Raw genomic sequence first — 21,721 nt, forward strand, 5'->3', positions numbered from 1 at the left:
TCACGTGCGAATCACGCAGGCACCGTGTCGATCCCCGCAGCACGCCGGGGCGACGAGAAAAATTGCGATTTTATGGACCTGATGAACAATCGGGGCCTCTGCGCGCCCCGAAGCGGAACGAGCGAGACACGCTCGAGGTAAGGGAGTCTATTCATGGGTAGTACCGGTCACGCCCTGTCCTTCGGGACGGGCACTGCACGCGGAGGGGTGCGGCCTCGGGCCATGCGCCTGGTCGCGCTGCTGACGGTCATTCTGGTGGTCGTTGCGGGGCTTTTGCTCCCGAGTAGCGCCCAGGCGGCCGGAGACGGGGTGCTCACCGTGAGTGTGGAGCCCGTCGACTCGGTGTCGGGTGCTCCGCAGACCCAGGTTGCGTACGGGACCAACCAGAACAGCGTGGCCTATAAGGTTGCGGTTTCCTGTTCGGTGGCCGACTGCGTCAACGCCCAGGTGAAGTTTTCCCCGTCCCAGGCGGACCCCTACGGTCTGGCGGCCAAGCTGCCTGCCACCGATGCCGGGCGCACCCTGCTGCTCTACCGCACCTGGACGAACCCCAGCAAGACCGGCAACCCGACCGGCACCGATGCCACCGGAAAGACCTTCCCGATCGGCACCCTCACCGCGGGGGAGTCGCTGTCGTTTACGGTGACCTACGGCATCGCCAGCGATGCCCCCGAGCGCACTCTGAAGCCGGGACAGTTCTATCCCAACGGGTTCCAGATCGTCATGTCGGCTACCGCGAGTAGCTCCTCGGCCAGCGCCGACGTTTCCGCCACCGCCTCCCCGGTTACCTGGCGTCAGCAGCTGAGCAAGCCCGAGGTGCGGATCGCCGCCCCGACCTCCTCGGTTCAGCCGAACCAGACCGTGAGCATCACCGGTGCGATGACCACCGGATCGCTGATCAAGACCGGAGTCGTGGCCAACGGCCAGTCCCGCTGGGCCGCGGCCGGCTACTACGAGGTTGTGATGCAGCTTCCGCCGGAGGCCGAGATCGCCGGTCCGATTCCGGACTTTGGCACCTACGACCCGGCAACCCAGACCGTGCGCTGGGTGCGCGGTGACGTGAACAACCCGTCGCTGCCCGCCGCCGGCGGCTGGGGCCTGGTGCCCGCCACCGGATGGTATTCGTTTGGCGGCTACGAGCCACACTCGATTCCGGTCCGCTTCCCCGGCACCAAGTTCTCCCCGACCGGCTGTGACTTCTCGGCAACCGTGCCGGTCTCGATGAGCACCACGGTCAGCTACCTCGACGATAAGCGCACCACGCAGACCGCCGAGCACTCGATCAACCTCACGGTGGCCTGCCAGTCGCCGTTCCCCGGATCCTCGTTCTCGAAGACCGCCTCGCGCTTTGAGGGTGGACGCTCGGACACCGGATCGGTCATCGTTCCGCAGCCCGGAAGCAACGTAGCCGGTCAGTACTCGTGGATCACGACCGCACGCAACGAGTCCAACGTCGCGGGTGTGGCCACGGTCACCGATGACACCCTGGACCAGCCGGACGCCCCGGTCTTTGAGGTAGAGGCCTCCAACGCGAGTACCTTCTCCTGGACCCTGAGCGACGGCACAACCGGCACCCGGGCGAACGTCACCAAGATTACCGCTCCGAACGGAACCCGCTTCGCCAAGGTCACCGCGGTCAGCGGAACCCTGCAGCCGGGTCGGGTCAAGCCCACCGATAAGACTTCGACCGATTACCTGGTCACCTACCGCTTCGCGGTGAACTCCTCCGCCCCGGTGGGTCAGACGCGCAGCAACTCGGCCACGAGCACGATGACCTGGCCGTCGCAGGCGGATAACCCCGCCTTCGTTCCGCAGACGAAGCCGGCAAACGCCTCGTTCCAGTTTGTGGGATCTAAGCCGCGTATCACCGCCGCATTCACCTCGGACGCTCAGGTCGCCGGAGGCGGCCAGGCGGTTCCGGGTAGCGAGGTCACCTACCGCATCGGTGGGGCCACCAACAACGTGCCCACCGGCTCGGCCTTCACCCCCGAATACGTCTTCATCGCCCCGACCGGCTGGAACATCAAGCCCGGATCGGCCGCATTTGCCGGCAGCGTTCCGCCCGGGGTGAAGCTCACCACCGCCACCCGCACCTTCCGCGAGGGAGGGAACGATGTGAGCCGCGAGGTTCTGGTGGCCTCCTGGCCCGCCGGCACCACGTTTGGTTCGGTCGCAAACCTGCCGGTGCTGTCCGTCGTAGCGCTGCCCGGACCGATGGTGAAGGGTGGCACGCAGAGCGTCGCGACCGCCCGCATCGGTGACTCCGCGCGCCTGTGGAACAACACCCAGGCCGACTGGATGAACGGCAACACCAACTTCGATAACGCCGACGGCACGGGCGACACCGGGGCTTGGTTCTCCGGGGTGACCCAGACCGTGCAGGTGGGCAGCACCGACCGGTTGAGCGCCAAGAAGGAAATCTGTGTGCCCGATGCCGGTGCCCCGGACGGCTGTAACTGGGCCGCGGTGCCCGGTCAGACCGTGGGTGTGGGCCTCAAGACCACCGATATCAAGTACCGGGTGACCCTGCAGAACGCCGGAAACACCCAGCTCACCAACGTGGTGGCTTACGATGTGCTGCCCTTCGTGGGCGACACCGGATTCATCCCGGCCACCCAGGGCATCTCCCGTGGTTCGGGCTTCGATCTGACGCTGGAAAGCGTGGCCGAAACCTCCGCGAACCTGCGACTGAGCTACACCGCGGCGACCAACCCGTCGCGTCCCGAGGTGAGCCCGGACGGGAAGGTGAACGACTGGGGTGCCGGGGCCGCGGGTAAGCGCGGAATCCGTGCCCAGGTGACCGGTGCCCTGGCACCGGGGGCATCGGCCTCGTTTACCTACGTGGCCGGTGTGGCCGACAACGCCGGCGTCAACGCGCTGGCCTGTAACTCGGTCGCGCTGGTTTCCGCGCAGACCCCGGCGGCCGAGCCGCTTCCGGTCTGCGCCCAGCTGCGCACGAACCCGCGCCTGTCGCTGGTCAAAACGGCGGATCTGTCGGGCGTCTCCAAGACGGCCAAGGCTGGTCAGAGCATCGCCTATGCGTTCGAGGTGACCAACACCGGAGACGTGCCGATGACCCAGGTGGCCGTCGCCGACGCCCTGCCCGGGCTCTCCGCCCTGACCTATACCTGGCCGGCCGAGGCGGGCGTGCTGGCACCGGGCCAGGTGGCTAAGGCGCACGCGTCGTATGTGCTGACTCAGGCCGACGTAGATGCGGGAACCGTGCACAACAGCGCCACGGTGTCCGGTGCGGATCCGGGCGGCGTCCGGGTCGATTCGCCGGCATCCACCGTGGATTCGGTGATCACCGGCTCGGCCACGATCTCGCTGGTCAAGTCCGCATCGCGCGCCACGGTCTCCCGAGCCGGAGACGTGATCACCTATTCGCTGGTGGCCACCAACACCGGAACCACCACCCTGAGTGAAGTCTCGGTGAAGGACCTGGTTCCCGGAGTGGACGTGGTGAGCACGGTCTGGCCCACGGGCACCCCCGCGGGCGTGCTCGCCCCGGGTGCGGCCGTCGTGGTGACCGCAACCTATAAGGTCACCCAGGCCGATATCGACCGCGGCGTGATCGAAAACCAGGCGACCTCCTCGGCCCTCTCCCCGCGGGGAGTAAAGGTGGATGACGCCTCGCAGACGACGGTCTCGGTCACCGGCGGCGCGGCCCTCACGATCGTGAAGTCGGCCAGCCCGTCGGATGAGGCGGGCTATGTGCTCGGGCAGAAGATCACCTACTCGTTTGTGGTGACCAACACCGGTAATAAGACGGTGTCCACCCCGGTGGTGACCGAAACCGCCTTTGACGGTTCCGGCGCGCTGGCGCTGGATTGCGCGGGTCTGCCCGCTGTCCTGGCACCGGGTGCGCAGGGTACCTGCACGGCCACCTACGAGCTGACCCAGGAAGATATCGACCGGGGAGCCACCACCAACACGGCTCGTGTCTCGGGGATCGACCCGACCGGAAGCACCGTCGTCTCGGCGGATTCCACGGTCCGGATCCCGGGTGTCGCCGCTCCGAGCGTGGCCCTGGTGAAGACCGCCGACCGCGCCGTGGTGAACGCCGCCGGGGACGTGGTGACCTACGCATTCGCCGTGACCAATACCGGCACCGTGACCCTGCACGATGTTGCGGTGGCGGATGTGCTGCCGGGCCTGTCCGACGTGACCTACCAGTGGCCGGGCGAGGCGGGCATTCTCCTCCCGGGTCAGGTTGTCACCGCGACGGCCACCTATGCGGCGACCCAGGCCGATCTCGATGCGGGATCCTTCACCAACATGGCGCAGGTGATGGGCATCGACCCGCACGGCACCCAGGTGTCGGACTCGTCCTCGGTGTCGGTGTCGGCGACCCAGACCTCGGGCCTGACGCTGAAGAAGACCGCGGATCTGTCCGGGGTGGAGAGCCCCGCCCGCGCGGGCCAGAGCATCGTCTATGCGTTCGAGCTGACCAACTCCGGCAACGTCACGGTGCGTGATGCCGCGGTGACCGATGCGCTGCCGGGTCTCTCGGAGCTCGCCTATGATTGGCCGGGTGATGCGGGAGTGCTGGCCCCGGGCCAGACCGTGGTCGCCCGTGCAACCTATGTTCTGACCCAGGCGGATGTGGACGCCGGTGTGGTGCACAACAGCGCCACCGCCGCCGGTACGGACCCGAACGGAACCGCGGTGGAGTCGCCGGTCTCGACGGTGGAGTCGCCGATCGTGGGTGCCGCGGGGATCACGCTGGAGAAGACCAGCGCCGCGCGGAACGTTCACGTGGGCGATACCGTCCGCTTTGACTTTGTGGTCACCAACTCGGGCACCCTGACCCTGAGCGAGGCCGCCATCGCCGATCCGATGGCCGGGCTGTCCGAGCTGCAGGTGACGTGGCCGGGTGAAGCCGGGGTCCTGGCTCCGGGGGAGAGTGCCCAGGCTCATGCCAGCTACGTGGTGACCGCGGCGGATCTGAAGGCCGGCGGCGTGACCAACACCGCGACCGCTTCGGCGCTTCCCGCCGGGGAGTCCACCGCGATTACCTCGGAGGAGTCCAGCGTGACGATCACCGTGGTGGCCGTCCCGGTCATCCCGGCGAACCCGACCGACCCGACCGGGACGCCGACGGGCCCGACCGATCCGGCTCCGTCCACGCCGGTGGCACCGGCCGCGTCGGGACCGAAGTCGAGTGCCAACTCGCACCTGGCGATTACCGGTGCCGAGTGGGTCCCGGCGGTGAGCACGCTGAGCTGGATCATCCTGCTGCTGGGTGCCCTGCTGGTGTTCGGTCGCCGCCGCCGCGCCTAACCATCAGGATGCTGCCGGGGAGGGTGGGACTTCTGTTCCCGCCCTCCCCGGCACTGCCGTATCGAAAGGGAATCGGGTGACCATCACCACACGCATTATCTCTGCCCTCCTCATCGGGGGCGTGGCCCTGGGCCTGGCGGGCTGCACCCCGGAGGCCGGCACCACGGTGACCTCGTCGGGCACCGCCATCCCCGAGCTGCCCCGCGACGGAATCGGTATCGCCCGCTCGGTGACCCTGACCTCCGCGACCAAGAAGCCGGGCACCGACGTCAGCGCCGAGGGCACGGTAACCCTCCCACAGAAATCCCACGGCACGGTTTTTGTCTCGGTCAGCTGGATCAACTCGCAGACGGCAACGGTCTACACACGCCAGCTCGTCGAGCTACGCGACGTCCCCGGCGGCACCGAACGGCGCTGGACGGTCGGCACCAAACTCCCCGCCGATGCCCGCGACGTCGACGTGGTGCTGGGTGCCACCCTGGTCGAAAAGTAGCGCCGCGGGCGGTGTTCGCCTAGGCGGTGCGGGAGCGCAGCTCGAGACGTTCATCGCAGCGCGCGATCAGATCCTCATCATGGGTGGCGATCACAACCGCGGCCCCGCGGTCGGCTTCCCCCAGGAGGAACGCGGTGACCAGGTCGCGGTTTTCTCGGTCCAGGGAGGCGGTGGGCTCATCCGCAAAGATCACATCCGCCGCTCGAAACATTGCGCGGGCGAGGCCGACGCGCTGTTTCTCGCCGCCGCTGAGGGCGGATACGCGTTCCCGAGCCCGATCGGGGAGTCCCACCCGTTCCAGAATGGGCAGAATTTTTGAGGCCTCCCGCCGCCTGCGCCAGAACGGTGGCAATCGGGAGAGCACCACGTTATAGGCGACGCTCTCCTCCTCGATCAGCCCATAGTCCTGAAAAACGAAGGCCGCATGATGCTGCCAGAAGGCGCGCCTTCGAGCGTCCCTCCACCGCCGGGTCTCCTGGCCTGCCACGGTGAGGGTCCCGTGCTCGATCGGAACGAGTAGGCCAAGCACGTTGAGCAGGGTGGTTTTCCCCGAACCGCTGGGACCCACCAGCGCCAGCGTTTGCCCCGGAACCACGCGGGCGCTGACGTCTTCAAGTACCGTGCGTCCGGCGATGGTGACGCTGATGTTGGAAGCGCTGATTTCCATGGTTTCCTTCGGCTAGGTGCTGCGATTGATTCGAGAATTGAACGTGGTTTCGGCTGCGCGTCGGTGCAACCCCAGTGTCGGGACGAGATAGAGGGGAAGCGCGAGCAGCGCCCACGCCGCCGAGATATCGCCGAACCGTGGCAGCATCAGGGCCAGCGTGAGGAGCGCGGCCAGCGTCGCCTCCCAGCGGATCCGGCCCGCGAGTATGCGTCGCCAGGTCCACCCCGAGGTCCGCTGCACGAAGAGCCGCCGTGATCGGGTGAGTGCGGCAATCCACGCCGATACCGCGACACTGGTGAGGAGCGCGAGCAACACCAGTAGCGCCGAGAGGGTGAGTGTTTGCGCCACCATGCTCTGTTGCTGAGCCGCGTACAGACCGGCATCGGACACCCGATCCACCGAGCGAACGTGGCCGCCAAGCGGCCGATCGCTGAGGTACGCCTGCACCCACGCCGAGTCCCCAAAAACGAGGTTTCCCGAGCTGATTGTGGATTCCAGGAAACCGTCGGTGAAAGTGGTGGTAACACGGTCGGTGACCAGGATCAGGGGACGGCTCAGCAGGCGCAGTTCTCCCGGCACGGGCGAGATTCCCGGGAACGGTTTGGTGCCCGTGTACCGAAACGCGGGTAGCACGGTTTCGCGGCCCGCGTCCGTGCGCCCGGCTCGGTTCCACAGCGGGAATGAATCGGAGAGATAGCGTGACAGATTTGTGGGGAGCTGGGCATCAGAGACCGGTTCGCCCTGGGAGCCGAGTGGGCGCGCACTACCGGGAGTGAAACCGAGGGCCGGCCCAACGGCATCAAGGTAGGTGCGGTTGACCATGACGATGCCGTCATACCCGTTCGCCGCCAGCGTTTCGTTATCCGCGGCTCCCTGCGCGTAGGCGAACGCCAGGCTTCCCCTCTCATCCGCGTCTCTGGCCAGATCGGTGAGACCGGCGGGAAGCGAGTCGCCTGCCGAGGACCCACCTAGGCGCAGCGAAACGTACCGATCCAGGGACGCCCAACTTGTTTGCTGACGTGTGAAACTTGAGGATTCCTGCGCGGCCGAGACCACCGGGGGCAGAAGCAGAGCGATCAGCAAGAGCGTGGCGATTTTCAGGACCTCGGCCACGGTCGCAAAGTGTCCCTCAGGCGGCCGACGGGAGGCGATGGTCGCAACCGAAGGCCAGGTGAGTGCACTCGTGAGGAGCCCGGCGATGACCATCGCGACGAGGGAAACGACGATGAGGGCGCCCAGTGCGAGGGCGAAGGGGGCAAGGGCCGTGGCTCTTCCCGAGGCGATCACGGCGACAACCGAGGCGAGTGCGGCTCCGGCGACTGGCAGAACGCAGATCCGGAGCAAACTTCCCAGATCCTCGACCAGAATCCTTCTCATCGGGGTCCCACACAGGATTTTAAGGGCACGCGCTCGTGCACGCAGCGCGTACCAGCAGATGCTCACGGTGAGCAGCAGGATTAGGCAGGTAAGAAAGGGGAGCCACGCCCCGGTGCTGAGCAGGGCATATCCGAATATCGTTCCCGCATCCCGGTGCTGGATCGTGGCGGTAGCGCCAGAACGCTTGAACCATGCATCCAGCGCCACGGCCGCCCGCGCACTCCCCGAGTAAACAAAGGTGCCATCAAGCGGCGTATCACCCAGATCGGTGGCGGCGCGTAGCTGTCCCGTGACGCCCGGGCGAAACCAACTCAGGGGCTGTGGTGTGGGCGGCGCATCGGGGCCAAAGACATAGAGGGATCGGGTGGAAAGGAAATCCTCGGGACCGGCGACCACCTTGACCAGACGCAGCTTCGCGTCCGCGGCGAGGGTCTCCAGACCTGAGACGAGTTCGGCCTTACTCTGTGGAGACTGGGTGAAGTTCACGCTCGCGGTGTACTCGGCACCGTCGGGGAATCCGTCCTCCTCCGCCATGACGTAGAGCGCCGAGATTACGGCGAGGAACAGGGTGACGCCGGCCGCCGTCACCCTGACGAGGATCCTCAGCATCGGCTAGCTAGCACACTCGGTAGTAGTACTTGTTGTTGGTCCACGGCGTCGCGTTTATTGCCGCATTGGACCACTCATTTGCGGCAATATCGATCGTTTTGTACTCGGCCCAGTCGTTCTTGACGGTGGAGCCGTGGCACTGATTTACGTAATAGTCCGAGTACGCTCGTACCCCGGCAGCCATGCCGTAGTTCCACGTTCCTCCTTCAACTGGCTTTGCCGCGTATGCGTAGGTGAGACTCGCGCCGGAGAGTACGCCGGTGAGAATCACCGCCGAGAGTATCTTTCGTGTGAACATGATTTTCCCTTAGTGGTGGCCGCAACGTTGCGGTTGGGGACGAGCGTAGGACTGCGCGGAATGGATAGCTCCTGATTTTCGGGAGATATCAGGCGTGAGCTAGGGGTTTTCGTGGCCCGTCGTCTGCGAGAAACCGGGAAAAAACGGCCGGGGGAGGACGTGTCGGGCATCCCGCGGTAGGCTGGAGGGGTGACAGAACATAACCTGCTCGGAATCCCGGAAACCCGCCTCCCGGAAGAACCGGAGGTTAGCCGCGCCCTGGAGAAGGCCGTGGGCATCGACGAACTCGAAGCGATCGTCGCCGCACACCCGTCATCCTCGCTCGCCTGGGCCGCCCTGGCGCAGGCCGCCGCGAACTCCGAGCGTCCGATCACCGGATACGCCTACGCCCGCGTCGCCTACCACCGTGGGCTTGATTCGCTGCGTAAGGCCGGCTGGCGTGGACAGGGCCCGATCCCCTGGTCGCATGAGCCCAACCGCGGAGTCCTGCGCGCGCTCTACCTGCTGCGCCGCGCGGCACTGGACATCGGCGAAACCGCCGAGGTCACCCGCCTCACCGAGTTCCTGCGCGACGCCGATGAAACCGCCATCGCGCAGATCGAGAACGAAAACGTGCCGGCCGAACCCGCGCCGACCACCGAGGCATTCTTTATTCGCGGCCTGGACTAGGCCGTCGTCACGGCTCGTGAGGGTCGTCACCGCAACACCACTTTGTGAGCGCGCCCGAAAGCGCCTCCACCACAAATTTGTACGTGCAGCACCGAAAGAGGGAACACCACCATGCCGGGAATTGTGATCGTAGGAGCCCAGTGGGGCGACGAGGGTAAGGGGAAGGCAACCGACCTCCTCGGCTCGCGCATCGACTACGTGGTCAAGTTCAACGGCGGGAACAACGCCGGCCACACCGTGGTGGTGGGCAACGAAAAGTACGCCCTGCACCTGCTGCCTTCGGGCATCCTGACCCCCGGCGTGACCCCCGTCATCGCCAACGGCGTTGTCGTGGACCTCTCGGTTCTGTTCCAGGAGCTTGAGGCCCTCTCGGCCCGTGGCGTGGACGTGTCCAAGCTGCGCATCAGCGCCAACGCACACATCATCACCCACTACCACCGCACCCTGGACAAGGTGACCGAGCGCTTCCTGGGTAAGCGTCAGATCGGTACCACCGGTCGCGGCATCGGCCCGGCCTACGCCGACAAGATCAACCGCGTGGGCATCCGCGTGCAGGACCTGTTCGACGAGAACATCCTGCGTCAGAAGGTTGAGGGTGCCCTCGGCGTCAAGAACCACCTGCTGCTCAAGGTCTACAACCGTCGCGCGATCACCGTGGACGAGATCATGGAAGACCTGCTCAGCTACACCGAGCGTCTGCGCCCCATGGTTGTCGACGCCTCGCTCGAGCTCAACCGTGCGCTTGAGCGCGGCGAGAACGTGCTGTTCGAGGGCGGCCAGGCCACCATGCTCGACATCGACCACGGCACCTACCCGTTCGTGACATCCTCTTCCGCTACCTCGGGTGGTGCCGCCACCGGTTCCGGTGTGGCCCCGAACAAGCTCGACCGGATCATAGGCATCGTCAAGGCCTACACCACCCGCGTGGGTGCCGGCCCCTTCCCGACCGAGCTGTTCGACGCCTCGGGTGACTACCTGCGCGCCAAGGGCTTCGAGTTCGGCACCACCACCGGCCGTCCGCGCCGCGTGGGCTGGTACGACGCCCCGATCGCCCGCTACACCTCGCGCATCAACGGTGTGACCGACTTCGTGCTGACCAAGCTCGACATCCTCGACGAGCTCAAGACCATCCCGGTCTGTGTCGCCTATGAGGTAGACGGCGTGCGCCACGACGAGGTCCCGGTCTCGCAGACCGACTTCCACCACGCGACCCCCATCTATGAGGAGTTCCCCGGCTGGGAGACCGACATCAGCGGGATCCGCGAGTTCGATGACCTGCCCGAGAACGCCCGCAACTACGTGCTCGCCCTGGAGAAGATGAGCGGTTCGCGCATCTCCGCCATCGGCGTGGGCCCGGGCCGCGACGCCATCATCGTGCGTCACGACCTGATCGACTAGGCCCAACATGACGAACGACCCCGCCATCCCGGACCGTGAACCGGTGAGCCGCCCCGAGGCGCGCACACCGAATGAGCCCGGGGAGGCGGGGTCGTTTGCGTCGGTACCGCCGGAAGCAAGCGCAACCGCGCCTGCGGAAGCGGCCACCACCGAGCAGTCTGGCTCCGCCCCGCGCTCCCGCGGACGCCGCATCGCCGGGCTGATCACCAAGATCATCTCCTGGATCGTGATCGGTGCCGCGGTGCTGCTCATCGTCGCCTTTGTGCTGGTCCCGCGCGTCACCGGAGCCACCCCCTATACGGTGCTGACCGGATCCATGCGACCGAACATGCCCCCGGGAACCACGGTGGTGGTGCGCCCGATCGACTTCGATGCGATTCGGGTGGGCGATGTCATCACCTACCAGATCGCCTCCGGCAAACCCGAGGTGGTGACCCACCGGGTGATCGCCGTCAATGTGACCCAGGACGGTCCGCGCCTGCAGACCAAGGGCGATGCAAACCCCGCGCCCGATCCGAACCCCGTCCGCCCCGAACAGGTACGCGGCAAGGTCTGGTACTGGGCACCGTTTGTGGGGTACCTCAGCCAGGGCATCCAGTCCGATACCCGCACCTGGGTTGCCCGCGGCATCGGCATTGCGCTGATCGGCTACGCCGCCTTCGTCGTGGTGGGGGCCGTCCGGGGTCGCGCCCGTCGCCGCCGGGAGACGGTGGGTGCCGGAACACCGGCACCGGTCTCGGGTGAAACCACGGAGGAATCGGCCGCCGTATCGGCTGATGCAGCACCGGCCACGGAAGAACCGCCCACGGCCGAACCTGCCTCCCACGAAAACCCGGAGCCTCCCGCCTCGCGCTAACCGCGTACAACGCACGTGTCCCCCTCGTCTTCGAGGGGGACATTCTGCGTTTAACACGCACTTTTTCGAGCCCGGCAACCGCAATCTTGAGGTTTCCTTGAGCTAACGATGTCCCCCGCGCCAAAAATTGCGAAATGTTGTCACGATTACGTCGGTCATCTTGAGCCGGGATGACGATTATTGAATCAACGGCAAGCGAGCCCGGCCCGAACCGGACACGCACAGAGAACAACCCGAAATTGCTCTCACAGCCGAGGACAACCCGAAACTGTTCTCACCGAAAACAACCCGAAATTGTTTTCACCGCCGTCACCCACCCGAAGCAGTACTCGTCACCTCCCCCCAAGACGATTTTCCCCAAAAGGACTTGCCATGAAGAAGACCACCACCGCTGCAATCGCCGCTACCCTCGGCGCAGCACTCCTGCTCGGCGGCGCCGGCACCCTGGCTTACTGGACGGACACCAAGGACGCCCAGGCCCAGACCATCAACTCGGGAAGCCTCGAGCTGGGTCAGATCGGTTCCGCCAACTGGAGCGTGCAGCACGTAGTCGGTAACACGAAGACTCAGCCCACCCAGGTTGACCCCTCGTCGTTCCGCATCGTTCCCGGTGACGTCCTCACCACCACCGTCAACGTTCCGGTTACCCTGACCGGAAACGACATCAAGGCCAGCCTCAAGGTTGACCAGCTGCGTTGGGAAGCCAGCTCGCTGCGCGACAAGCTCTCCGTTGCGGTTGTCAGCATCAAGGGCCAGACCCCGGTTGACGGTGCGGTTACCCTGACCAGCACCAACGGCCAGAGCACCGTCAACGTGCCCGTCGTGATCGCGGTGACCTACAAGTGGGATGGTGAGACTCCGGTCGCAGCCAACCGTGGCGAAATCAGCAACAGCGCAACCCTGCAGGCCAAGTACACCCTCACCCAGGTGGCCGCGGGTCAGTAGTCAAGACTCGTGACCCTCGCTGAATCCCCCTTCGGGCGGCGGTCACGGATACGTCCTCACAGCACTATCGTGTGACGTATCACCCCGGTGTGCGGGCCTCGGCCCCGCCGGATGGGACACAGCCTCCCCGCTGTTGCCCCGGACGAGCATCGCTCGGCAATGGGACGCAGCCCCCCCGCTGTTGCCCCGGCCTGAGCCCCGCTCGGCGAAACGGATCGGCCTCGTGAGTATTCCCCCTAATTTCCTCACGGGGCCGATCCCATACCCTCCCCACTTTTGCCCCGAACGAAAGGTCCATCGTGCGCAAACTCATCACCGCCGCGATCGCCGCCGTTTTCGGGGCTGCGCTGCTGATGGGCGGTGCCGGAACGCTGGCGTTCTGGACCGACACCAAGGATGCGGCACCGTTGAAGATCCAGTCGGGATCGCTGAGCCTCGGCAACGTGGGTGGCGCCACCACCGCGTGGACCCTCGGCCAGGATGTGCCCCAGGGCCGCGGATCCGCCGCGATCGCCTACACCGGTCAGGCCCTCGTCCCCGGTGACGTGCTCACCGGCACCGTCAACGTTCCGGTTGAACTGATCGGCACCGACATGCGCGCGAGCCTCGCGGTCTCGGCCCTCAGCGTGACCGGGAGCACCGGATCGGCCGCGGATGCGGCCCTTGCCAAGACCCTGGTGACACGCGTGGTGAGTGTGGGCACCGCCCAGACCATCACCACCGGGATTTCCCCCGTCGGGACCGTGAACGCCGGGGATCGCACAGTTCCCGTGGTGGTCAGCGTGACCCTGCCCTGGGAAACGACCGCCGCAATGTCCGGTAGCGTAAAGCTCGCGATGACCTACACCCTGACCCAGCAGCCGATCGGAGCCGCATCGTGAGCACCGACCCGCAGCAGCCCGCGCCCGGCACCGAGCCGGAGACGACATCCGCCCCAAAGCCGGCCGCGGTGCCCGATTCGGCAGCCGAATCGACATCCGCATCCGTGCCGGAGTCGGCAACCGCGTTCGCGCCGGCCGCGGCAAAGGAACCCCTCCACCGTCGTCTGTTCCGGACCCGCAGCGCCCGCGTCTGGACCGTCGCGGTGCTCGCCGCCCTGACCGGCGTGGCCCTGCTGGGTGGACCCGGCACGATCGCCTACCTGAGCGATCAGGCCAGCGGTCCCACCGCGACCATCTCGGCGGCCTCGGGCATTTCGGCCACCGCGACCGCGACCCTCGACACCGTGACCACGGGCACCTCCCGCACGATCGTCGCCGCGCCCGGTACCGGCATCGTCCCGGGGGTGCGCGCCCAGCGCATCCGTTTTGTGGTGACCGCGGCCGCTACCAACCCGGTGCAGACCAAAATTTCGGGCACGATCACCGCAACCGCCACCGATCTCGGTGTGACCATGTACGGTCGAGGCGCGCTCAAGATCGGTGCCGAGGGCTCGGCCGGATGCACCGTGTCTGGTGCACAGCTGTCCGCGGGAAAGATCACCGCGACCCTCACCCAGGCGCCGAACACCACGCTCAAGCCCGGTGCTAGCTGCACGATCGACGTCACCGTGGCCGTGCCCGCGACCGCCGATGACGGCGGCGACGTGGCCCGCGAACTGCGCGAGCTCAAGTCCAGCCCGCTGGCGGCCTTCAAACTTGACGCGACCCTGACCCAGGTACCCCGATCGGAGGAACGACCGTGAAGTTTCGTCCCCGGCTGATCGCCCTCGGCGTGGGCTTGGCCCTCGCCGCGGTGGGCATCCCCACCGCCGTGACCGGTGCATACCTGACCACCACCGCGACCGCGAGCGCCGATACCGCGCTGGGTAACTGGTGCTCGGTTCCGGACCCGGCCAAGAAGGCCAACGTCTACGCCCTCTCCGACTTCCAGAGCGTGGGATCCTCGCGGGTGCTGATCGTCCCCGTGGTGCGCAGCGCACAGTTTGCCTCCACCGAGGGGATCGCCAACACCACCGATGGCCTCGGCGTTCGCCTCTGGGGCTGCGCCGACAAGATCCCCGCGGGTTCGGTCCGGGTCAGCGCCTGGCGTGGAACCGGTGCGCCGACCGCCGGTGACTGGAGCGTGGCCCCCGCCGCCGGAAACCTGGCGGCCGCCAGGCTCAACCCCGCCGGGGCGCTCGGATCCTCGCTGCGTGCCCTCGCGGACGGGACCGGTGGCCAGGCCATCGATCCGGCAACCGGTGTCGCCGCCTCGACCTCGCGCTACTCCTGGCTCGTGGATGCCAACCGCAACCGGTCGGATCGGGCCGGTGCGGTGCCCGCCTGTGGTGGAAAGGACTGCGTGGTCGCCCCGACCGGTGCCGCCTCGCTCGACTCGGTCTTCTCGGGCAATGCCGCGGCGACTCCGTCCGGTGCCGTTCACGGGAACTCGGCCGTTTATCTCGCCGGCAACTACTATGCGCCCGGCGGAACCTGGCCCACCACCCCCGCCGGTACCGCCGCCCCCGCATCCGCACACCCCACCGTGCTGACCCCGCCCGCCGCGGGCACCAACCCGCTCGAGGACACCACCGGCAGCGTGCTGCAGTGGGTGGTCCTGGAGTGGACCGGCGCCCAGGTTCCGCCGAGCTTTGAGATTGAGGTGTTCGCCGGATGAGCCTGCGCAGCGTACTCACCGGGGGCGTGCTGGCCGCGGCGCTGATCGTGGCCCTCCCCGGCGCAGCCTTCGCCTCCCCCGAGGACCGATCGATCGAGCTGACCGGCAGCGGCCAGGGCGAGCTCGGCGACATGTTCGGCTCACAGATCCTGATCCCCGGCAGCAAAATCTCGGCCGACTTTAACGTGGTGCGCCGCGGCGGGGGCGTCTCCACGCTCTCGCTGGCGCTATTCGCCGACATGGATCCGCGCGGTCCGCTGGGCCTCTCGGCTCGGGTCAGCGTGCGCACCCCCACCGCGCAGGAAAACGCGGTCCTCGGTGATCTGCTCCGGGAGGGTAGCGTGATGGATCTGGGGACCGGCGCCGACCAGGTCACCCCCGTGCACCTGGAAATCGCCCTGCCCGGCGAATCCGGCAACGGGACCATGGATCGCACCGTGCCCTTCAAGATCCGGGTCACCGCGCAGGATCGAACCGCCCTGCCCGATGCCAACGCCAACGGCGCGCGTCCGGCATCCGCCGGGCACGGCGGCGGCTGGCTCTCGGAAACCGGGGCATCCCCTGCCCCCTGGTTGTGGACGGCCGGCGGGGTGATCGCGGCCGGTGCACTGGTCCTCATCGGGCGTCGACGTCGCGAGACCTCCCCAAAGTAGCCCCCCTATTCGGGGTACACGACTGGGTGCCTGGTGCGCTTCTCCCGAACGAGAGGTAGGCTGAAAGAACGGCGTTTTTCCCCCGCCGTAGCCAGGGAGTACCACCAGGATGACCACCGAGCCGATCCGCACCGCGGTCGTGATCGAAGATGACCCCGATATTCGCGGTCTGATCACTACGATTTTGACGCAGGCGGGATTCGCCGTAGCCAGTTCCCCCAGCGGTATCGAGGGCGTGGAACTGGTACGTGCCGAACAGCCCAGCATCGTGACCCTGGATATCGGCCTGCTGGACATCGATGGCCTGGAGGTGGCTCGCCGCATCCGTCTTTTCAGCGACTGCTATATCGTGATGCTTACCGCGCAGGCCGATGAGGTGGATGTGCTGTTCGGGCTGGAGTCCGGTGCCGATGACTATCTGGCCAAACCCTTCCGTCCGCGCGAGCTGCGGGCCCGGATCGAGGCAATGCTGCGCCGTCCTCGCGGCGGTGCCCCCGCCGCGGTTTCGGCAGAGGCCGTGGCCCCCGTTTCGCCGGCCGCGCCCGCGGAGCCGGCCGCGCCCCTCGTGGCCGAGGCGCCGATATCGGATCGGGTGTTCAGCCACAACGGGCTGATCCTGGATCGCGACACCCGCACCGTCGAGTGCCGGGGTCTCACCATCGCGCTCACCCGGACCGAGTTCGACCTGCTGGCCTCGCTGCTGGCTTCGGGCCGTCGAGTGCGCTCGAAGGCGGACCTGGTGCGCGAGCTGCGCGCCGGCGAGTACATGGTCAGCGACTACGTGAGCGAGTCCGAGGAGCGTTCGATCGAGGTGCACTTCGGAAACCTGCGGCGCAAGCTCGGCGACGATGTGCGCCAGCCCGAATGGGTGGAGACCGTGCGCGGCGTGGGGTACCGGATGGCACCCGCTCGGGTCGACGCGGTCTAGGGACGCACCCGGCGGTCCTGCGTTGGGCGGCGGTGGCGGTCGCTCGCGTTGGGTGGAACCGCGGTCGCCGAGACCGGCTACTCGCGCTCGGCGCGGTTGCACCGATTAGGCGGGCGACTGCTCGCTGAGATAGGTGCGCAGGGCTTCGATGGTTTCGATTCCGCTCACCCGCAGCGCGCGGAGGTTTTCCTCGACCCGGTCGGGGTGACCCTCGCTCAGCGTGCACTCAATCCCGGCGGCGATTACGGTGAGCCGCTTGGCACCGACCATCGCGCTCGAGGTGCGAATGCTCAGCACGCTGTCGCGGGCATGCAGCACATCCGAGTGCAGAATGCTCTGCTCGAGAGCGGCGATTCGCTCGGGCCAGCGCTCACAAAACGAGTGCAGGAAGGCGCGGGTCGCGGCGAGGTCGCCGTTTAGTGCGGCGCTCAGCCGCTCGATCTCCGCGTGTTCGAGGAGCGGATGGTCTGTGGGGTCAACGCACATGACGCTCCTTCTTGTGATACGCCCCCGGAACTGGGGGTCTTTCCTACTCTTCCCCATAATTACGGGTCCGACTCAAGATTGAGCGCTCACGAACCTCAAGACTGCCGCAGGTTCTGGAAAAATGGATGACATCCGCGTCCGGTAGCATGTGGACATGGAACAGCGAGAGTTCACGATTCTGACGTCCGCGCGGGTAGCACGATGAGCGGCGCACGCCTCTGGTCGGGCTCCTATACTCGGGACTCAAATGCACCCGGCGCGGGGATTACCGCGCTGGGATCCCGAGCCGATGGATCGCTGGTCCCCGGGGCCGAAACCGCCGCCGATTCCCCCTCGTTCCTCGCGGCCCACCCCACTCTGCCGGTGTTCTACGCGGCCCTGGAATTCTCCGGTCGGGTGCAGGCGTACCACGCCGGTGAGCGCGCCGTGCGCTTCGGCCCGGCCCGCGCCTCGGCCGACTCGGTATGCCACCTTACCGTCACGGACGACGGTGCGCTGCTGATCGCCAGCGGTTACGGGGACGGTCGGGTACTGGCTTATCCGCTGGGTGCCGACGGCGCGATCCTCGCCGATGCCGCCGACCCGGTGGCCTCCATCGATCCGCACCGCAACCCGTTTACCGACGGCGAGCTGACCGGTGGACCCGGCCCCAGCTCCTTCACCGACCTGACCCTCGCCTCCCACGTGGCCGAGGCCGCGCCGGCCCGCCCCTCACACGCCCACGCGAGTGTCGAGCTGGCCGACGGACGCATTCTCTCCACCGACCTGGGGCATGACGCGCTGCGCTTCTGGAAGCGCACCGGCACCGGGCTCGCCCTGGATCGCACGCTGGCCCTGCCCCTCGGGGTGGGACCGCGGCACCTGATCGCCCACCCCAGCGGGCACGTGCACGTGGTGACCGAGCGCAGCATCGAGATCTTCACCATCGCCCCGGCCGACGCCGGGAACTGGCGCGTGGTGGCCGCGGTGTCGGCCACCGCCGACGGTGCCGAGGATCAGGACGCCGCGGCCGAGCTCTCGCAGAACGCCGCGGGGGACCGCCTCTATGCGGGCATCCGCGGAAGCGATCGGATCTCGACCCTCGAGGTGTCCGGCAACGGCCAGACCGTGCGTGCGATTGCCGATACCGAGAGCGGAGGACGCTGGCCGAGGCACCACCTGCTCGCCGGTGACCTGCTGCACGTGGCCCATGAGCATTCGCACCAGATCACCACGCTGCGCCTGGATGCGCGCGGGGTTCCGGGACGCCCGGTCGGGCATGCGGATGTGGGGGCACCCACGTGTGTGTTGGCCGACCCCGCGGCGGTATCCGCGTAAATCCGGTCGGGAAAGATAAACGAAGCGTAAACGATGCCGACACAGTGTCGGCGCGGGGCCATTGTGTCCTAGAATCGTGGAATGACAGCACGGATTCCCGCACCCGAACCGCTCATCGGCCGTTTCATCCGCCTCGACGTGATGACCGACGAGGACCTGCCGGATCTGTGGAAGGCCATCGGCCGGCCCCAGGTGTTTGCCGACGGCTATGGTGGCGGGCTGGCGGCGCTGCCCAAAGACCTGGCCGGATTCAAGAAGTTCGCCTCGCGCTACTACAGCCGCACCCGCAAGAATGTGTACACCGTGCGCCTGGTCGGCGGCGACGCCGACGGCACCGTGGTGGGCACCACCACCCTGGGCGACTTCGACCTGCCCCGGGAGGCCGCCCACATCGGCTGGACCGCGTATGACCCGGCCGTCTGGGGCACCGCGGTTAACGCCGAGGCCAAGCTTCTGCTGCTGAACCTGGCGTTTTCCAGCGGGTTTGGCCGGGTTCGCATTCAGGCCGATGCGCTGAATGACCACTCGCGGGCGGCGATCCTCAAGCTCGGTGCCAAGTTCGAGGGCCTGCTGCGCCGCGACCAGCGTCGGGCCGACGGAACCTGGCGGACCACGGCGATCTACTCGGTGATCGTGGACGAGTGGCCCGACGTGCGTCACGGCCTGGAGACCCGGCTGGCACGCTGGACCCGTCCGGTAGACCTGCGTGCCGCCTAGGACCTCCCGACTGGCACGGTCAGATCGGGCAATGGATCTGCGCGCCGCCTAGACCGGCACCATCCGCAAGCATCGGGGTGGATACCTCTGCCGGATGACGGGGTTCCCTCGCCCGGTCGATGCCACCCCTCGGGGATGCGCGGAGGATGGAATCATGAACAATTTCCCCTCCGTGCCCACGCACACAGTGCTCAGCGCCGCAAACCTGGTTAAGGTATACGGCGGGAAAACCCGCGCCCTCGCCGGCGTTGACCTCGCGCTTTCGGCCGGAGAGTCCGTCGCGATTATGGGGGCATCCGGCTCGGGAAAAACCACCCTGCTGCACACCCTCGCCGGGATCATCGTGCCCGATGGCGGGCGGGTCACCTTCAATGGCCCGGTCGGCCCGGTCGAGGTCAGCGCCCTCAACGATCGCGACCGCTCCAAGCTGCGCCGGGAATCGTTTGGCTTCGTCTTTCAGCAGGGACTGCTGGTTCCCGAACTCACGGCGACCGAAAACGTCGCGCTCCCGATGATGCTCGCGGGCTACCCGCGGGCCGAGAGCGAAACCCACGCCCGGCGCTGGCTGGACGCGCTGGGGCTGCCCGGGCTCGGGGACCGCCGCATCGGCGAGCTCTCCGGCGGTCAGGCGCAGCGCGTCGCGATCGCCCGTGCCCAGGTCACCGGGGCCTCGATCATTTTCGCCGACGAGCCCACCGGCGCCCTGGACTCGCAAACCTCCGCCGACGTGATGGACGCGCTCCTGCACTCCACCGTCGGCCAGGGCCACACCCTGGTGGTGGTGACCCACGACCGCGAGGTGGCCGCGCGCTGCGACCGCATCATCCACATCCGCGACGGCCGCGTGCACACCGACCCGGGCCACCCGGGGGAGCCCGCGGTTCCGGCCACCCCCGCCCCGTCCTTTGTCGGCGAGGGCTGGGACCGCCCGGCGGGAGAAACCCGATGACCACGACCCAGACCACCTTTCCGGCACCGCTGCCCGTTCGGGCTCGCCGCCGGGTACCGATCCTGCGCCTCACCTGGATGCTCGCGCGCCCCGGAACCCAGAGTCCCGCGGCCCTGATCCTGCCCGCCGTGGCCTTCGGCGTGACCAGCGCGCTGCTGGTCATCGTTGCCGGCGGGACCGCGATGTTCTGGCGGATCACCGGGGACGAGGCGATCATGTACCGCATCCTCAGCGCCCTCGCGCTGTCCCTGCTGATCGTTCCGCTGCTGGGACTGGGCGCGGCGGCGGCCCGCCTCTCGGCCCGCCGCCGCGACGACCGGCTGGCCTCGCTCCGGCTGATCGGCGCAACCGGTGCCGACGTGACCCGGGTCACCGTGCTGGAATCCACGGTCATCGCCCTGCTCGGCGCGCTCGGCGGGGTACTGCTCGCACTCGCCACTAGCCCACTGGTGGGACTGATCTCCTTCCGCGGGCACCCGATCGGTGCCGAGGAGCTGTGGATCGGACCCGGACCGATGGCGCTGATCATCGTCGGGGTAACCCTGTTGGCCGCGATCAGCTCGGTGGTTGGTCTGCGCCGCGTGGTCATCTCGCCGCTGGGGGTGCGCACTCGGCAGCGCAAGCCGCAGCCGCACTGGGTACGCCCGCTGATCGCGCTGGCGGCCCTGATCGCCATCTCGATGGTGCTGCAGAGCCTGGGGGCGTTGAACGTCGAGGTGGGGATCGCCCTGGCCATCGGTGGGGCCGTCGCGGTGGGCCTGGCGGTGCTCGGCCTGGTGGGGCCGTGGCTGCTCTCGGTGTGGGCAAAACTACAGCTGCGCCGGGCCAAGACGGTCCCGCAGCTGATCACCGCCCGCGCGATCCTCGACAACCCCGGTGCGATCTGGCGTCAGGTCGGGGGCGTGGCGATGACCTCGTTTGTGGCCGTGGTGGCCGGAAGCGGGATCGGACTGGTGCTGGCAATTGACGACGGCACCACCGGATCCGACGGCTTCGAAACCCTGCCGATGGATATCTTCACCGGGATCGTGGTGGTGCTGATCGGGTCGTTCCTGATGGTCGCCGTCTCGGTGGGGATCAATCAGGCGGCGCTGGTCATGGACCGACGCGACATTTCCGTGAGCCTGGACCGCCTGGGGATGCCCCGCGAGATGATCGAGGCGGCCCGCTCCCGGCAGGCGATTGCCCCGGTGCTGGTGGTCTCGATCACCGCGGCGATCATCGGCGGCGCGGTGGTCTTCCCCCTGACCGGCATGGCGCTGCTGCTCAGCCCCAGCACGATCGGCGTGGTCCTGGCCAGCATCCTGATCGGGCTCACCCTGGTGTGGCTGGCCGTGCGCGCCACCCGGCCAATCCAGCGGGTTGTGCTGGCGCAACCCGAGCGCGCCTAGCTGTACCTAGCCGGCGCGTGGGCCGGGGTCACCGACCCCGCTCTCGGCAAACTCATACCCCGGGCGGACGCGATTGTCTGCCCGGGG

Annotated in this window: 19 protein-coding genes; 15 read left to right on the forward strand and 4 right to left on the reverse strand. The window is 67.5% G+C overall.

Going from position 1 to position 21,721, the window contains the following annotated elements; genetic code table 11:
* Positions 1–153 precede the first annotated feature (153 nt).
* Positions 154–5,283: a DUF11 domain-containing protein gene (locus C7C57_RS01065; RefSeq protein WP_187977270.1), complete on the forward strand. Its 5,130-nt coding sequence runs from the start codon at positions 154–156 to the stop codon at positions 5,281–5,283.
* A gap of 76 nt (positions 5,284–5,359) precedes the next feature.
* Positions 5,360–5,776, forward strand: a complete 417-nt coding sequence (locus C7C57_RS01070; protein ID WP_187977271.1) for a hypothetical protein — start codon at positions 5,360–5,362, stop codon at positions 5,774–5,776.
* A gap of 19 nt (positions 5,777–5,795) precedes the next feature.
* Here the strand turns inward: C7C57_RS01070 and C7C57_RS01075 are convergent, their stop codons facing one another.
* From C7C57_RS01075 to C7C57_RS01085, 3 genes are read right to left on the reverse strand one after another with little or no spacing between them, the layout of a single operon-like run.
* Positions 5,796–6,443 (reverse strand): ABC transporter ATP-binding protein, encoded by a 648-nt coding sequence (locus C7C57_RS01075; protein WP_187977272.1) that lies wholly within the window; start codon positions 6,441–6,443, stop codon positions 5,796–5,798.
* A 12-nt stretch (positions 6,444–6,455) separates the two neighbouring features.
* Complete coding sequence (locus C7C57_RS01080; protein WP_187977273.1) at positions 6,456–8,429, reverse strand: hypothetical protein; 1,974 nt, start codon at positions 8,427–8,429, stop codon at positions 6,456–6,458.
* 7 nt (positions 8,430–8,436) lie between these two features.
* Entirely contained in the window at positions 8,437–8,727 is a 291-nt protein-coding gene (locus C7C57_RS01085; protein WP_187977274.1) for a lactococcin 972 family bacteriocin, read from the reverse strand.
* A 189-nt stretch (positions 8,728–8,916) separates the two neighbouring features.
* On the opposite strand from C7C57_RS01085, the gene C7C57_RS01090 reads away from it, so the two are divergent.
* From C7C57_RS01090 to C7C57_RS01130, 9 genes are all read left to right on the forward strand, one after another.
* Positions 8,917–9,396: a DUF3151 domain-containing protein gene (locus C7C57_RS01090; RefSeq protein WP_030147820.1), complete on the forward strand. Its 480-nt coding sequence runs from the start codon at positions 8,917–8,919 to the stop codon at positions 9,394–9,396.
* Between the two features lie 111 nt (positions 9,397–9,507).
* A complete protein-coding gene (locus tag C7C57_RS01095) occupies positions 9,508–10,794 on the forward strand; it encodes an adenylosuccinate synthase (protein ID WP_030147821.1) in 1,287 nt (428 codons plus the stop codon).
* Between the two features lie 7 nt (positions 10,795–10,801).
* Positions 10,802–11,650, forward strand: coding sequence for a signal peptidase I (locus C7C57_RS01100; protein ID WP_187977275.1), 849 nt, complete (start codon positions 10,802–10,804; stop codon positions 11,648–11,650).
* Positions 11,651–12,022: 372 nt separating this feature from the next.
* Positions 12,023–12,595, forward strand: coding sequence for an alternate-type signal peptide domain-containing protein (locus tag C7C57_RS01105; protein WP_051701715.1), 573 nt, complete (start codon positions 12,023–12,025; stop codon positions 12,593–12,595).
* A 299-nt stretch (positions 12,596–12,894) separates the two neighbouring features.
* Positions 12,895–13,476 carry an alternate-type signal peptide domain-containing protein gene (locus C7C57_RS01110; RefSeq protein ID WP_187977276.1) on the forward strand — a complete coding sequence of 194 codons (582 nt, stop codon included), beginning with the start codon at positions 12,895–12,897 and terminating at the stop codon, positions 13,474–13,476.
* Positions 13,473–14,279, forward strand: coding sequence for a hypothetical protein (locus C7C57_RS01115; RefSeq protein WP_187977277.1), 807 nt, complete (start codon positions 13,473–13,475; stop codon positions 14,277–14,279). Before C7C57_RS01110 ends, C7C57_RS01115 begins: the two co-directional genes overlap by 4 nt.
* Positions 14,276–15,193 (forward strand): hypothetical protein, encoded by a 918-nt coding sequence (locus tag C7C57_RS01120; RefSeq protein ID WP_187977278.1) that lies wholly within the window; start codon positions 14,276–14,278, stop codon positions 15,191–15,193. Before C7C57_RS01115 ends, C7C57_RS01120 begins: the two co-directional genes overlap by 4 nt.
* Positions 15,190–15,846, forward strand: coding sequence for a hypothetical protein (locus tag C7C57_RS01125; RefSeq protein ID WP_187977279.1), 657 nt, complete (start codon positions 15,190–15,192; stop codon positions 15,844–15,846). Before C7C57_RS01120 ends, C7C57_RS01125 begins: the two co-directional genes overlap by 4 nt.
* Positions 15,847–15,955: 109 nt before the next feature.
* On the forward strand, positions 15,956–16,774 hold the full coding sequence (locus C7C57_RS01130) for a response regulator transcription factor (RefSeq protein WP_187977280.1): 819 nt from the start codon (positions 15,956–15,958) through the stop codon (positions 16,772–16,774).
* Between the two features lie 105 nt (positions 16,775–16,879).
* Here C7C57_RS01130 and C7C57_RS01135 read toward each other — a convergent pair whose 3' ends face one another.
* A complete protein-coding gene (locus C7C57_RS01135) occupies positions 16,880–17,260 on the reverse strand; it encodes an Hpt domain-containing protein (protein ID WP_030147830.1) in 381 nt (126 codons plus the stop codon).
* A 201-nt stretch (positions 17,261–17,461) separates the two neighbouring features.
* Here C7C57_RS01135 and C7C57_RS01140 point away from each other — a divergent pair, with 201 nt between their 5' ends.
* The 4 genes from C7C57_RS01140 to C7C57_RS01155 all read left to right on the forward strand — a co-directional run bounded on the left by C7C57_RS01140 (position 17,462) and on the right by C7C57_RS01155 (position 21,634).
* On the forward strand, positions 17,462–18,577 hold the full coding sequence (locus C7C57_RS01140) for a beta-propeller fold lactonase family protein (RefSeq protein WP_187977281.1): 1,116 nt from the start codon (positions 17,462–17,464) through the stop codon (positions 18,575–18,577).
* An 81-nt stretch (positions 18,578–18,658) separates the two neighbouring features.
* Positions 18,659–19,294: a GNAT family N-acetyltransferase gene (locus C7C57_RS01145; protein ID WP_030147832.1), complete on the forward strand. Its 636-nt coding sequence runs from the start codon at positions 18,659–18,661 to the stop codon at positions 19,292–19,294.
* 154 nt (positions 19,295–19,448) lie between these two features.
* The gene (locus C7C57_RS01150) at positions 19,449–20,243 is read left to right on the forward strand and encodes an ABC transporter ATP-binding protein (RefSeq protein WP_081863967.1); all 795 of its coding nucleotides are present in this window, start codon (positions 19,449–19,451) and stop codon (positions 20,241–20,243) included.
* Positions 20,240–21,634: an FtsX-like permease family protein gene (locus tag C7C57_RS01155; protein WP_255505737.1), complete on the forward strand. Its 1,395-nt coding sequence runs from the start codon at positions 20,240–20,242 to the stop codon at positions 21,632–21,634. The genes C7C57_RS01150 and C7C57_RS01155 overlap by 4 nt, the downstream gene beginning before the upstream one ends.
* Positions 21,635–21,721: the final 87 nt, after the last annotated feature.

The sequence above is a fragment of the Mycetocola sp. JXN-3 genome (genome assembly GCF_014522285.1).
Classification (GTDB): Bacteria; Actinomycetota; Actinomycetes; order Actinomycetales; family Microbacteriaceae; genus Mycetocola; species Mycetocola saprophilus.